Here is a 13,562-nt window from a genome sequence, read left to right as displayed (position 1 = left end):
TTTTAAACATTATTTGAAGTTCTCTACTAGAAAATATTTCCAAGCAAATTCCCACCGAAAATCAAGGCATAAGAATAAAACAGAATCGGGAGTGGTTTGCATAAAATCATCACCCAATTAAAGAATTTCCAACTCATTCGCGTTTGACTCGCAATAAGAACTAGAGCATCATCTGGTGCAATCGGCGACAATATCAAGAGAAGAAAAGCAATATTAAAACGTTTCTGCCCCTTTTCCAACCAAGCCATATATTTATTGTAGGTCTTCTCTTTTACAAAGATTTGGACCAAAGATTGTCCATATTTTCGCCCAAGATGGAAAAGTATCACAGAACCTACAAGAATACCCAAATAATTATAAACAAAGCCCCATACAGGCCCAAAAATCAAGACTCCCGCCGCTATAGTCAATCCTCCAGGTATAATTGGAATAATAACCTGAATGATTTGCATGAGCAAGAATATAACAGGGCCTAGAATGGCATGGGCTGTTATTATGCGTTTTAAAATTTCTTGATCTTGGAAAGCGCCCAGATGCCAGAGGTAAACACTGCCAACAATAGTAGCAATAAAACCCAAAATAGTAATCACGTTAAAAACTCGTTTGGTATATTTTAAGACATTGTCGTTCATCTTCACCTCGTTTGTATTTAATTTACTCTTTCTCTTAAATAATTTTCGCCTTCTTCAATCCACATCTCCCTTTTATCCGCTAAGCTTTTGAAACCAATCTTGTCACGAGAATCTGTGAATCTTTTTTTGCGATAAAAATAATGGTTTTGTGGATGCTCCTCAAGACTCCGAATAGACAAGCTGATTTTTCCATTGTACTCATCAATGTCAATGATTTGCGCCTTTACGTGCTGGCCAACTTTTATGACTTCTCGGATATTTTTAACAAAACCTGATTGTACCTCTGAAATATGAATCAAACCTTTATGTTCATTATTTTCTCGATCTACAAATTTTACGAAAGCCCCATAATCTTGCAAGCCGATAATTTCAGCGGTAACTTTGTCCCCAATTTTTACTGATTGATCCATCATTTTATTTCTCAACAATTTCAATGTTTTCAATAATAACGTCATCAACTGGACGGTCTTGTACGCCCACGCGCACAGCTGCAATCTTATCTAGAACTTTAAACGAATCTTCATCTGCAAGCTGCCCAAAGACTGTATGGCGGCCATCAAGATGTGGTGTGCCACCTTGTACATAGACTTCAGCAATCTCTTCAGGCCAGCCTCCTTCAATCAAAGCCGACTTAGGATAAGGAAGATTTTGATTTTGTACGATGAAGAATTGACTTCCGTTTGTATCTGGTCCTGCATTGGCCATTGACAATGCACCGCGAATATTAAAAACATCTTGTGAAAATTCATCTTCGAATTTTTCACCATAAATGGATTCGCCACCCATACCCGTACCTGTTGGGTCTCCTCCTTGAATCATAAAGTCCTTGATGATACGATGGAAAATAACTCCATCGTAATACCCTTTTTTACTCAGTTCAACAAAGTTTTTAACAGTCTTCGGAGCCCGATCATCAAAAAGTTTCACAGTCATATCTCCATGATTTGTATGAATGATCGCTGTTGTGCCTTCATGTTTTTCAAGATTAAGTTGTGGGTAAGTCATTTGTTTCTCTTTTCTAAATTTTATCATAAGTCTCGCCAAGGAAACTTTCACTTTTGTAAGTTTAAACGATTAAAAAACACTATGGATGTCGCAAATTTCTGGAAAAATAGCCTAAAAAACTTGAACGGTTACCACTCCTAGCTTTTTAATCATACAAAGTATCACCAATATAGCAAAAATAAGTTTTAATTTTCGAAACTTTTTAAACTAAACTTTTATTCTTCTATTATAACAGATATGGAGTGTTTTCGCTATTGGACATGCATGTTTAAACTACAGTAAGATAAAAAATCTATCCCTAAGTGTAATATGCCTACTAATCAACAAGCTTATGTTGAATCGCATAAATAGTCGCCTGTGTACGATCACTCACTTCTAACTTATTAAAAATATTAGACACGTGTGTCTTGACTGTTTTGAGACTAATAAAAAGTTGATCAGCAATTTCTTGGTTGGATAAGCCTTGAGCCAAAATTTTCAAAACTTCCATTTCCCTTTTTGAAAGCTCATCGTAAAGTTCTGGCTTACGGTGCTTTTGTTGATTTATTTTTTCTTTAACAGCTTCTGATAAAACATCTTGTCCGCTCGCAACTTTACGGACAGCATTCGCAATTTCAGCGGCTTGGGATGTCTTTAAAATATAGCCTTTAGCCCCAGCAGCCAAGGCTGGGAAAACTTTCTCATCATCCAAGAAACTTGTTAATATCAATATTTTCTGCTCTGGACTTTCTGCCAATATTTTTTGTGTTGCGCCAATACCGTCTAGGCGATCCATAACCAGGTCCATCAGTATTACATCAGGTTTTAAACTTTGAGCTTTGAGATATCCAGACTCACCATCAGCAGCTTCTCCTACTACTTCAATGTCTGGTTGAATATTCATAAAGCTTGACAAACCAAGCCGAACCATCTGATGATCATCCACGATAAGTAATTTTATTTTATCCATTTTTTCCTTTTATATTCTTATTGATTCACTTGTGGGATACGTATCTCTACACTTGTACCTTGATTGGGAGCACTTACTATCTTAACATCACCGCCAAGTAAAAGTGCGCGTTCCTTAATATTGACAAGTCCATAGCTGGCAGACTTACTGTTTTTAGTATCAAAGCCAACACCGTCGTCAGTTATCCTTAATATTATATTATCATATTGTTCCTTTAAGAGCACTTCAATATTATCAGCTTGTGCGTGTCTTAAAGTGTTACTCAGAATTTCTTGAGCCATTCGGAAAAGGTTGTCTTCTACGTTTGATGAGGCTTGAATATCACTGAGTTTTACATTAATATTTGATGAAATTTTTGCCTGCAATTCATCCGTTAAGGAATTCAATCCCGCTGCCAATGATTTGCCATCCAGCTCAATTGGTCTTAGATGCAGCAATAAGGCACGCATTTCATTTTGCGCTTCATGTAAGATTTTTAAAACCAGACGTGTTTGTGTTAAAATCTGGTCTTGCGTGAGATGCGTTGCTTCTGCTTCATTTCCCGTTACAGAAGATAAAATCATCGTTGCAGCAAAAAGTTCCTGACTAACTGAATCATGAAGTTCACGCGAAATTCGCTTTCTTTCTGTTTCAATAATTTCTGCCTTATTGGCTGATTTTTGAGCTGATAACTCTTGTAACTCTGTCGTCATTTCTTTTAAGCGCAAATAGAGTTCCTGCAGCTCCCGATTTTCTGGTTCTTGATTTTGACTAAGTCGCTGAATGTCGTCAAAGAAATTTTTCTTTATCTTACTGTTTTCTAAATAGTTAAAAAAGGTAAAGACCAATGCTAATAAGCCTGCTACGGAAAGAAAAATCCATATTCCATAAAAATTATTAACTTTCAAGCCCACGAGATTTATTGTGGAAGCATCACTCGTGACTAAGAAGAGTAGCGTATTAACCAAAACAATGATTATAAAAAGGACAGTAAAGGTTCTAATGATTGATTTTTTCATCCCTTAACCACCTCAATATTTCCCGTATCCACTTGAATGTTGATACGGATACGTTTTTGACTTTCTTCTTTCATTTCAGAAAAATAGCGGAAATTTTTAGGGTTAATTTCTGTTTCCTCGTCAAAAATTTTGACTATACCATTATGAACTGTTATCTCTAGAGCAATTGCTACATCCTCGGGAACGATAATTTTAGTATTTCCGGCAGATTTTTTGATGCTTAAGCTGTTTCCTTCAGGTCTAAAGTTTACGTCGTAGAGATCAATGACATCATTTCCATTGGCACGCGTAAGTTTTTCCGAACTTTCAGCATAGTTTTGACTATAGTTAAAGCTTGAACTGGTACCTGACTGCTTCTTCCAGAAACTAATCCCTACAAGGATAGGAAAAAGTAGGGCTAACCAAAACCAACCTGCTGTCAATAACATTACAGCAAAAAATATCCAAAGCACTACTGAAACTGGACGTAGAAAAATTATTTTTTTCGACAGAACACTGAAAGAGATAGCAAAAGCTAGGAGCAAGAGAAAGTAAGGCGATTTCATAATATGAAACAGCAAGGCAACTATGATACATAGTTCAATAATGATGAAGGTTTTTATCTGTCTAGTCATGTCTCCATTTTACCAAAAAAAGACCTTGTTCTACTCGGTCTTTAGTCCTATTTTAAAATATATCTTCTAGCGAATACCCAGAGCAATGCGCGCATAGCGGCTCATTTTATCAACAGTCCATGCAGGGTACCAAACGAGATTCACCTTAATCTCAGTTACTTCGTCAACTTCTTTAAGTGCATCATGAATTTGGTCTGTCAATATATCAGCTAAAGGACAGCCCATAGTGGTCAAGGTCATTTTAACTTCAGTAAATCCATTGTCCTCAAAAGAAATCTCATAAACCAAGCCCAGATTAATAATATCAATACCTAGCTCAGGATCAATCACCGTTTCTAAAGCTCCTAAAATCTTTGTTTTAATTTCTTCAATTTGCGCTTCAGTATATTTGCTTTCTTCGCTCATAAATTTCTCCCTGTCCTCACTGTAAAATCTATTTGACATTGTTATTCTATCATATTTTTCAAAATTTGACGAGAAGGAGGGAGACAAATTTATCCACTGCTTGCTTATATATTTTTATAGACAATACGTCTAAAAAGTGCTATAATAAACTTTTAAGACGGGAAAGTAAAAATATAAGTTTCACAAAAGAAAAGGATTAAACTGTGGAAAATAGAAAAGAACGTACAAAAGCACGCCTTCGTGATGCGATGACGCAACTTCTGCAAGAGAAAACATTTGACCAAATTACAACAACTGAACTTGTGAAAGTTGCAAAAACAAGTCGCAGTGGCTTTTATACACACTATCAAGACAAGTACGAGATGATTGATCAGTATCAAAAAACATTGCTCAACACTATTCAATACGTCTTTGAAAAAAATGATGTCGATTTGCAAAAAACGATGCTGGAAACATACGAGTTTCTCGATCATAACGAAATCTACGCTGCGCTCCTTTCCGAAAATGGCAGTAAAGAAATTCATCAGTTTATGCAAGCCAAGCTAAAAAGTATGATTGAACGCTCTATTCTTCCAAAAGATGCCAAGAGAAGCCAGCTTGGCCAACTCGGTAAAATCTATGCAGGAACTTATTATGCTCACGCAATTTTCGGACTTACGCAAGACTGGATTCGTCGGAAGCGTAAAGAAACACCAGAAGAAATCACAAGAATCCTTAGTCAACTCGTTCACTAGCCCACAAATAAAAGCGTCAACTCTCAGTTTGAACGCTTTTTATTTTTAGAAAGACTGGATACTTTTAAGCAAACGTTCAAGTCCTTCTTTGACCTTAGCTCTTGAGCAACCTATATTTAGACGGAGAAAATTGGTGCCTGTTTGACCATAGATTGTCCCATCCATAATTGCCACTTTTCCTACGTTAATCAAGGCTTTTTGTAAATCCTCCATCGGTATTTTCAACTCCGAAACATCAAGCCACAAAAGGTATGTTGCTTCGGATTCAATCAGTTTTACCTGAGGCAGTTTTTCTCGTAAAAAATTTCTCGTAAACGCGATAGACTTATCCAAGTAGTCATTAAGTTCTTCCACCCATTGGTCAGCCGTTTGATAGGCTGAAACTGTTGCTTCCATTCCAAGAATGCTGCAAGAAGAAAGACCATCTTTTTCTTTCAAATGTTTACAAAATTTATCTCGGAGCTTGGCATCAGGAATCAGTAGGTAAGAAAAGATTAATCCTGGAAAATTGAAGGTTTTACTCGCTGATGTGAGAAGAGCGATATTTTCCGTTCCATGTCGCAAAATAGGATGGTGTTGCTTTCCTTTCCGAAGAATATCCATGTGGATTTCATCTGAAATGATAAATACATCATATTTTTGACACAGTAAAATTACGCTTTCTAATTCCTCACTTGTCCACACGCGACCAGTAGGGTTATGTGGTGAACAAAAGAGCAATATTTTATTATGTGGTTCTGCTAATTTTTCTTCCAAATCTTGAAAATCAATACTGTACTTCCCCTCTTGAAAAAGTAGGGGATTTTCAACATACAAACGCCCATTTGCCGTGACTGTCTTAGAGAAAGCATCATAAGCTGGTGTTTGTACAACAACACCTTCTCCTGGCTGAGACATGATTTCAATCAGCTGTGAAAGGGAGTAAATAACACTTGGGCTGTACAAAATCCAGTCTTCTTCAAGCTTAAACTCAAATTGTTTTCGGTACCAAGTTGAGACAGCAGACTTGAAATATTTGTGATTCCAACGCGTGTAACCATAGATAGGATGCGTAAGTCTCTTTTGTAGTGCTGCGTTCACTGTCTCAGGAATTGCAAAATCAGTATCTGATATGGTAAAAGGAAGTAAATCCTTCTGACCAAACCGATCCTCTACAAAATCCCACTGAGTACAAAACGTTCCTTTGCGATCAATTATTTTATCAAATTCTGTCATATCTAAATAGTAAAACAAGACTTTCTGCCTTGTTTTACCTTTCTCCTTCTAAATCAGATTGTCCAAATCATTTCGAACAGTTGTTACTTTTGTCCCAATGATAACTTGGACACTTGTATCATCCAAATGTACGACACCTAAGGCACCTAAATCTTTTAGCTTATCGTCTTCAACAATATTACCGTCATTCAAAATCAAACGAAGACGTGTGATACAGTTGTCCAAAGTGACGATGTTTTCTTTTCCACCAAGAGCAGCTAAGATTGCTTCTGCATTATAACCTGAGGTATTTCCTGAGTGACCCATTTCTTTGTCTGAATACTCTGGTTCTATGACTGCTTCACGTCCTGGTGTTTTCAAATTTTTCCAAAGAATAACTTTTTTGAATGTAAAGTAGTATGCTGCAAACCAAAATGCACCAACAAGAGGAATTAAGAACCACTGTGTATAAGAGCCTTGCATCACTCCGAAGATAAGGAAGTCAAGAACACCACCGTCTGTATTTCCGATTGTCACGCCTAAGAGACTGACAACCAATGCACCAAGTCCTGTCATGATAACATGGAAAATCCAGAGGAATGGACTGATGAAAAGGAAGAGGAATTCAATTGGCTCTGTAATACCTGTAACAAATGTTGCAATAACACCAGAGATTAAGAGTCCTTTTATTTTTGCACGATTTTCTGGTTTAGCTGTACGATACATCGCAAGGGCAGCAGCTGGAAGGCCGAACATAAAGGTTGGCATCTTTCCTTGCGATAAGAAAGCAGTTGCTGAACCTGAGATAGGTAGGCGATTAGAGAGCTCCGCATAGAAGATATTCAAAGCGCCATACACTTCTTGTCCCTCAATGAGTGCTGAACCCCCAGCTTGAGTGAAACGAATAGTCGCCACCAAGATATGATGCAATCCAAAAGGTAAAAGCAAACGTTCACCAGAGAAGAAAAGGAATGGTCCGAAAATACCTGCACCTTGAATCAAGCTCCCCACTTGTTGGATAAGAAGGGCAAAGAGCGGCCAGATTACAGGAATAAGTAAGCCCACCAATGCCATTACTAAAGCTGTAATAATTGGGACAAATCTTGAACCACCGAAAAATGCAAAACTATCTGAAAGTTGGATATTGTAGAATTTCTTATGGAGATTGTAAACAATAATACCAGCAATGATACCTCCAAGAACTCCCATCTCGATAGTTTGAACACCTAAGGCCATCCCTTGACCTGCTTTTTGCATGAGTTCTGCATCCGCAAGTTGGCCACGTTCTGTTAAAAAGAAATTAATAGAGAGGTTCATAACCATGTAGCCTACAAACCCAGAGAAAGCGGCCACTCCTTTTTCTTTCTTTGCCAAACCTAAAGGAATTGCCATCGCAAACATTACGGGAAGATTGCTGAAAGCAAAGCCACCAATTGCAGAAAAGAAGCGGAAAATAACTTGGAGTACTTCGTTGCCTAAGAATGGGAAAGCATCAATAGTAGATTGGCTAGAAAATGAACTTCCCAAACCTAAGAGTAAGCCCATGAAAGCCATAAGGGCAACTGGAAGCATGAAGGTTTTCCCTAACTCCTGAAAGAAGCCACCCAAGACAAATTTTTTCTTTTTCTTCTGGGACTCGGCAGTTTTTGCTTTGGCTACTCCTTTTACAATAGCCTCACCAATCGGACTTCCACCTTTTACTTTTCCTGAGTCACTGATCTGAAGTCTTTCCAGTTTTTCAGCTGTGTTAGTAATAACCACAATAGCCGTTTTTTCAAGCCCAGCCTCTTCAACAGCTTTCCAGTTCACACGTCCAATAGCTTGGCCAGCTTTTACACTGTCCCCTTCTTTAATATTGAATTCAAATACCGATTTGTCAAGGCTTACTGTATCAATACCAATATGAAGCAATACTTGCAAATCATCTGCTGTATCAAATCCTGCAGCATGGCCTTGAACCATTCTTACTCTGCCAGAAACAGGGGCATATATCGTTTCTCCCGTGGGCTCAACTGCATAACCCTCCCCCATCGTTTTCTCAGAGAAAATCGGATCTTTAACATGCTCTAGCTTAAGGATTTCGCCATCAAAAGGAGCATAGAGATTCTTTTGGTTACTCATCATTTAACCTACCTTTTTATTTTTTGTTGTACATAAATATTACCACAATGTAAAACGCTTTCAACAAAACTACTAAAAAAACACTTTTCTTTCGAAAAGTATATTTTTAAATGTGTAAAATTCCACGATAAGTATAGTAAAGCGACTGCAAAATCAAGAGTAACGGCGTTTTGTCAGTTGTATCATAGCCGTTCACCTCCTCCTCTTCCGTTAAGCAAAAGAGCGAAATGTCTGAGAGTTGAACCAATCTGTTCTCCTTTAGATTAGTAAGGCTAACAATTTTGTGTTTTTTCTCCTTAGCCAGTGTCGCCAACTCTAAAACTGACGGTGTTTCGCCAGATAAGGAAACAAAAAAGAACAGCTCACTGGACGAACTCAGAATTTTCTTTTTCATCTCCTGCTGATATTCAAAAAATTGAAACTTATTATCCAATGCAAAGAGACTTTTCACATACATTTTAGTTAAAAGTCCTGTCTGATCTAGGGCATAAAAATTGACAAATTTAGCTTTCTGCATGAGCTGCACAACTCTCATCTCTCGTTCTTTATCAATGAGATCAAAGTTTTTCAAAAGAATTTCCTTATGGGGGCTTGTTGCTTCCGGAATTGCTAACTCTTGCTTAAGATTTATCTTAAACTCAGAAAAATTATCATAACCTAATTTTTTACAGAAACGTGTAATCGTATTAGGCACGGTGTAGAATTTTTGTGATAAGATAACAATTTTTGTTTGACTCACTTCTTCCTTATGTTTAAGAATATAGTCTGCTAAGTCTTCCTCTAGCTCTGTCAATCTATTTTCTTTATTCCTTATACGTTCTTGAAAACTCAACATATCTATTCCTCTTCATCCGTTTTTAATGCCCGCATACTTCTCTTTTATTCTATCACAGAACCATTTCAAATCAAAAATGCTTTAATCATGAGTAAGTGTCAACGAAACTGCTCTAGTAAGTTTTACTTTTACGATACAATAATTTTTGCAGCCTTTAATGGATGGTAATCCGACCAGAGGTGATGCTGATGATATTTTCGTGAGCAGGCCTCACAAAACATGAAAGGCGAAAGATTTGTCAATAATGTTTGCTCTTGCATTTGCAACGCTGATATTAAAAATCAGTGATAGAAACAAAAAATAACCGTTCAGCTTAGCCCGTTGACGATTATTTTTATATAATAATTAAATTCGGCTACCGTTCTTAAAACGGCTACATGGAACTTGTTGACGCAAGTCCTTTTTTGATGCCTCAACTATATCATATTTAGGTTTTAAAGTTCAATGGTTCAAATCCAACTGCCCCCTTTTTTTTAATTCCAAGATTTCACTGTTTTCACAAGTCATTTTAGTAAAAAGAAAAACCGCTCAACAGAGCGGTTAGACAAGTCAAAATTATTTACGACGTTCTGGGATACGGGCTGCTTTACCTTGCAATGCACGCAAGTAGTAAAGTTTAGCACGACGTACACGACCGTGACGGATAACTTCGATTTTTTCAACACGTGGAGTGTGAAGAGGGAAGATACGTTCTACACCCACACCGTTTGAAATTTTACGAACAGTGTAAGTTTCTGAGATGCCAGAACCTTTACGTGCAATAACGACACCTTCGAACATTTGGATACGTTCGCGAGTTCCTTCGACAACTTTAGCGTGAACACGTACAGTATCTCCAGAACGGAACTCAGGGATATCTGAACGAAGTTGACTTGCATTGATAGAATCGATCAATGAAATAGACATTTTTTTCTCCTTTTGCTTATCAATAAAGCCTTTGGCCCAGCGGATAAACAGTTTTATTTATGCCAAAACGGCACTTCTCACATTCTATCAAATTTCCTCTTTCTTTTCAAGCATCTTTTCTGGAGTTTTGCTAAAAATCATGGTGAAAACAGTCTGATTATCTTCACTCTTGACATAGATTTGCCCCCGATGCTGTTCAACAATGCTTTTGACAATGGCTAAACCAATACCATGAACCCCTCCTGCGCCTTTGTAAAAACGTTCAAAAATATGGGGCAAGGTCTCTGAATCAATGACAGGTCCATCATTTGCAACTGAGATGAGAATCTCGTGTCCCTTATTTACACAAGTGAGCGTAAGTTCTGTTTCCACATAGCGCATGGCATTTGAAACTAGATTACTCACTGCTCGACGCAAGGCCTTATAGTTACACGTTAGCATGACTGCTTTTTTATCGAAAACACTTGTTATCTTCACGCCTTTTTGCTCGGCGAAGATTTCTTGCTCTTTAACAATGTCACGCATGATTGCTCGAACATCTTGACGCGCCATCTCTTGATGTCCTCCAAGACTGTCAAGGCGCGATAAGGTCAAAAGATCTTCAACTAACTCGCTCATCCGATCGGTTTCATAAAGAATCGTTTCACTCGCCTTTTTGGGATCCATTACTTCATAAGAAATCCCCTCAGCATAGCTCTTAATCGCCATTAGGGGTGTACGAAGCTCATGCGAAGCGTTTTGAAAGAAAAGCTTTTGATTTTTATCGTTATTATCTAGCTGTCTTGCAGCCACATTCATATTATGCGCTAAGGTAGCTAATTCACGATCTTGGAAGCTTCCCTTGTATTCAGTAAAGTCTCCTTGCCCGATACGTGTCGCAAATTTCGCTAAGATAGACAATGGTTTAATCAGTCTTTGCGTTACAAAAGTCACAGCCAAGCTTAAAATTAAGATGACGGCTAGAGCAACGGAAACCAAAAATAGATTCACCGAGTTAGTAAAATTAATAATCCCTGTGATATCAACATACAGCACTTGATAGAGCCCAGATTCTTGGCGACTCGCTTCGATATAAAAAGTGCTTCCTGATATATCAAGGCGATAATTTTTCACATTATCAAGTGAAACTTTTTGACTTTTCAAGGCATGAGCAATATGATTTGCTGTTTCTTTCTCAAAGTTGCCTACTTTTTCTAAATCCTGTACTTCGTACTTGTCATTCATATTAAAAGCAACGGGGTGTGTATTAAAACTTCCCCGAGGGGCATCTTCTAGATTAATAGATATACTGCCTGAGGGCGAAGTGATCTGTGCTTGATAACTTCTAACTTGCGCTAACTGACTGGAAGCTGAATTGCTGATATAGTTATTGATTAAGAGATTAAAAATTAAGATAATCCAGAGAAAAGCAAAGAAGACAAAACCAATATTTGTAAGAAGCAAGCGTGCCTTAATACTGAGTGGTTTTCTCCTAATCATAATTGCTCCTTACTCTGCTTCTTCATTTTTTTGTTTTTCGAACTCGATACGGCGGAAAATTGCTTTAACACGCATGACCAACTCCATTGGACTAAAAGGTTTCGTAAAGTAGTCATCACTTCCCAAGTCTAGTCCTGTGGCATAGTCTAAATCACTGTCACGTGCAGTTAACATAATGATCGGAACGATGCTCTGAGCACGAAGCGCCTTCAAAATTGTAAAACCGTTTGACCCCGGCATCATGACATCCAAGATGACAAAGTCACTCGGTTGCTCGTTAAAGCGTTCCAGTAACAAATCTCCTGTCGGAAAATCCTCTACTTCAAATTCTTCTTTTTCCAAAAAAGCTTTGATTGCCAAGCGAATATTATCGTCATCATCCGCAATGTATATTTTTTTAGTCATTAAATTTCCTCCTCATTTATCATATCTACTAATTCATGAATAAGATACATCCGATTATCCAGCGCATGGATTTGTTCTGCACACACTTGAAGCTCGTTGCTAAGGTGGTCTGGCATTTCCCCACCATACTTATAACGAACCTTATGTTCCAATGTCGCCCAAAAGTCCATTGCTGAAGTGCGAAGTTGTATCTCTACGCGGCGGGTTTCGTTGTTAAAAAGGGGTCCAAGATAAACTTCCAAAATCATATGATAAGAGCGGTAGCCACTTGGTTTCGGATGTTCCAAATAATCCTTTTCACTGATAACCTTAAAGCCTTCTTGACTTTTGATAATATCCACGATTTCGTAGATATTTTTGGCGTAAGCGCAAATGATCCTTACTCCTGCTATGTCAGATAAATATTGTTCAGCAGCTTCTGCTGTCACGGGTAAACCTTTTTTCTTCAACTTACCCGCAATACTTTCTGGGGATTTTATCCTCTTCTTGATATGCTCAATCGGATTAACCGGTTCATAAGCGTTATAGTAGGCATTGAGATTAGAAAATTCGGTCATTATGACCGCTAAGGCGCATTCGTATTTGACCAGATTTTGCTTAAGTTTTTCAAATTCTTCTACTTCAAAACGAGTATTCATTATTTCTTTATTCATGTCCCATTCCATTCTTGAAAGAGTTTTCACATACACTCATTATAACAAAGACTGCAAAATTTATCAGTTTTAAGGTCTCTATTTTTCTTCCTTCTTCCTCTTAAACTCTCAGCTAAAACTAAAAGAGCTTTCGCTCTTTTTCTATCACTCATGTATTCTGATTAAGTTATGCTTGATACATCACAAGAAAATTATACGCCATCTCTCTTAAAGTCCACTCAATTAAAACTTAAAATTTTCTAAAAGACAGGTATTTTGTATTTTCTCTTGGTATTTTTGATAAATCACTTGCTGATCAGTGCTTATATGCTTGAAGTCCATGCACCGTCTTGGTCACGGAGGATGAGATTAGGACGAGCTGCTGCTACCTGTGAAACAAGACCGACATTTATATTTAAAATAGCAAATGATCCTAGATGGCCACTAGCCAAAACTGCCCATGATCGGTTATTGTTAAACAATGTTCTCGGCCTAAAGCCGCCACCTCCACGTGAAGCCATTGTTGGGAAAGCTTTTTCTGGACCCGAAAGATGATTGAGTTCTGCTAGGGAAAGAGCAAAGGCCTTCTTCTCACCGTTAGGATCCACCTCCGCAAAGTCATTTTTCAAAGCAGCCGTAAAGGCTGGATGTTC

15 protein-coding genes and 1 pseudogene are annotated in these 13,562 nt (G+C 37.8%); 1 reads left to right on the top strand and 15 read right to left on the bottom strand.

Annotation, left to right across the window (positions count from 1 at the left end; all coding sequences use genetic code 11):
* Positions 1 to 26: 26 nt before the first annotated feature.
* The 7 genes from NFR51_RS05685 to NFR51_RS05655 all read right to left on the bottom strand — a co-directional run bounded on the left by NFR51_RS05685 (position 27) and on the right by NFR51_RS05655 (position 4,603).
* The gene (locus tag NFR51_RS05685; RefSeq protein ID WP_202230491.1) at positions 27 to 632 is read right to left on the bottom strand and encodes a TVP38/TMEM64 family protein; all 606 of its coding nucleotides are present in this window, start codon (positions 630 to 632) and stop codon (positions 27 to 29) included.
* A 17-nt stretch (positions 633 to 649) separates the two neighbouring features.
* On the bottom strand, positions 650 to 1,045 hold the full coding sequence (locus NFR51_RS05680) for a CvfD/Ygs/GSP13 family RNA-binding post-transcriptional regulator (RefSeq protein WP_251712774.1): 396 nt from the start codon (positions 1,043 to 1,045) through the stop codon (positions 650 to 652).
* A 1-nt stretch (position 1,046) separates the two neighbouring features.
* The gene (locus NFR51_RS05675) at positions 1,047 to 1,637 is read right to left on the bottom strand and encodes a peptidylprolyl isomerase (RefSeq protein ID WP_251712825.1); all 591 of its coding nucleotides are present in this window, start codon (positions 1,635 to 1,637) and stop codon (positions 1,047 to 1,049) included.
* Between the two features lie 316 nt (positions 1,638 to 1,953).
* Positions 1,954 to 2,586, bottom strand: coding sequence for a response regulator transcription factor (locus NFR51_RS05670; protein WP_251712773.1), 633 nt, complete (start codon positions 2,584 to 2,586; stop codon positions 1,954 to 1,956).
* A 17-nt stretch (positions 2,587 to 2,603) separates the two neighbouring features.
* Positions 2,604 to 3,584: a sensor histidine kinase gene (locus NFR51_RS05665; RefSeq protein WP_251712772.1), complete on the bottom strand. Its 981-nt coding sequence runs from the start codon at positions 3,582 to 3,584 to the stop codon at positions 2,604 to 2,606.
* The gene (liaF, locus tag NFR51_RS05660) at positions 3,581 to 4,198 is read right to left on the bottom strand and encodes a cell wall-active antibiotics response protein LiaF (protein WP_251712771.1); all 618 of its coding nucleotides are present in this window, start codon (positions 4,196 to 4,198) and stop codon (positions 3,581 to 3,583) included. The genes NFR51_RS05665 and liaF overlap by 4 nt, the downstream gene beginning before the upstream one ends.
* 66 nt (positions 4,199 to 4,264) lie before the next feature.
* Positions 4,265 to 4,603, bottom strand: coding sequence for a metal-sulfur cluster assembly factor (locus tag NFR51_RS05655; RefSeq protein WP_251712770.1), 339 nt, complete (start codon positions 4,601 to 4,603; stop codon positions 4,265 to 4,267).
* A gap of 203 nt (positions 4,604 to 4,806) precedes the next feature.
* On the opposite strand from NFR51_RS05655, the gene NFR51_RS05650 reads away from it, so the two are divergent.
* Complete coding sequence (locus NFR51_RS05650) at positions 4,807 to 5,337, top strand: TetR-like C-terminal domain-containing protein (protein ID WP_251712769.1); 531 nt, start codon at positions 4,807 to 4,809, stop codon at positions 5,335 to 5,337.
* Between the two features lie 45 nt (positions 5,338 to 5,382).
* Here NFR51_RS05650 and NFR51_RS05645 read toward each other — a convergent pair whose 3' ends face one another.
* The 8 genes and pseudogenes from NFR51_RS05645 to NFR51_RS05605 all read right to left on the bottom strand — a co-directional run.
* Positions 5,383 to 6,552: a MalY/PatB family protein gene (locus NFR51_RS05645; protein ID WP_251712824.1), complete on the bottom strand. Its 1,170-nt coding sequence runs from the start codon at positions 6,550 to 6,552 to the stop codon at positions 5,383 to 5,385.
* A gap of 48 nt (positions 6,553 to 6,600) precedes the next feature.
* Positions 6,601 to 8,652, bottom strand: a complete 2,052-nt coding sequence (gene malX, locus NFR51_RS05640; protein ID WP_277613155.1) for a maltose/glucose-specific PTS transporter subunit IIBC — start codon at positions 8,650 to 8,652, stop codon at positions 6,601 to 6,603.
* Positions 8,653 to 8,758: 106 nt separating this feature from the next.
* Positions 8,759 to 9,487, bottom strand: a complete 729-nt coding sequence (locus NFR51_RS05630) for a MurR/RpiR family transcriptional regulator (protein WP_251712768.1) — start codon at positions 9,485 to 9,487, stop codon at positions 8,759 to 8,761.
* Positions 9,488 to 10,042: 555 nt separating this feature from the next.
* Positions 10,043 to 10,393, bottom strand: a complete 351-nt coding sequence (rplS, locus tag NFR51_RS05625) for a 50S ribosomal protein L19 (RefSeq protein ID WP_251712767.1) — start codon at positions 10,391 to 10,393, stop codon at positions 10,043 to 10,045.
* An 87-nt stretch (positions 10,394 to 10,480) separates the two neighbouring features.
* On the bottom strand, positions 10,481 to 11,872 hold the full coding sequence (locus NFR51_RS05620; protein WP_251712766.1) for a sensor histidine kinase: 1,392 nt from the start codon (positions 11,870 to 11,872) through the stop codon (positions 10,481 to 10,483).
* Positions 11,873 to 11,881: 9 nt separating this feature from the next.
* Positions 11,882 to 12,277, bottom strand: a complete 396-nt coding sequence (locus NFR51_RS05615) for a response regulator transcription factor (protein ID WP_251712765.1) — start codon at positions 12,275 to 12,277, stop codon at positions 11,882 to 11,884.
* Positions 12,277 to 12,930, bottom strand: a complete 654-nt coding sequence (locus NFR51_RS05610; protein WP_251712764.1) for a GTP pyrophosphokinase — start codon at positions 12,928 to 12,930, stop codon at positions 12,277 to 12,279. Before NFR51_RS05610 ends, NFR51_RS05615 begins: the two co-directional genes overlap by 1 nt.
* 302 nt (positions 12,931 to 13,232) lie before the next feature.
* Positions 13,233 to 13,562: pseudogene (locus NFR51_RS05605) on the bottom strand (hypothetical protein); the annotation flags it as partial.

Origin of the sequence: Lactococcus ileimucosae (genome assembly GCF_943193185.1) — a bacterium.
GTDB lineage: Bacteria > Bacillota > Bacilli > Lactobacillales > Streptococcaceae > Lactococcus > Lactococcus ileimucosae.
Note: the sequence above shows the minus strand (reverse complement) of the source record. Positions and strands in the feature narration are given on the sequence as shown.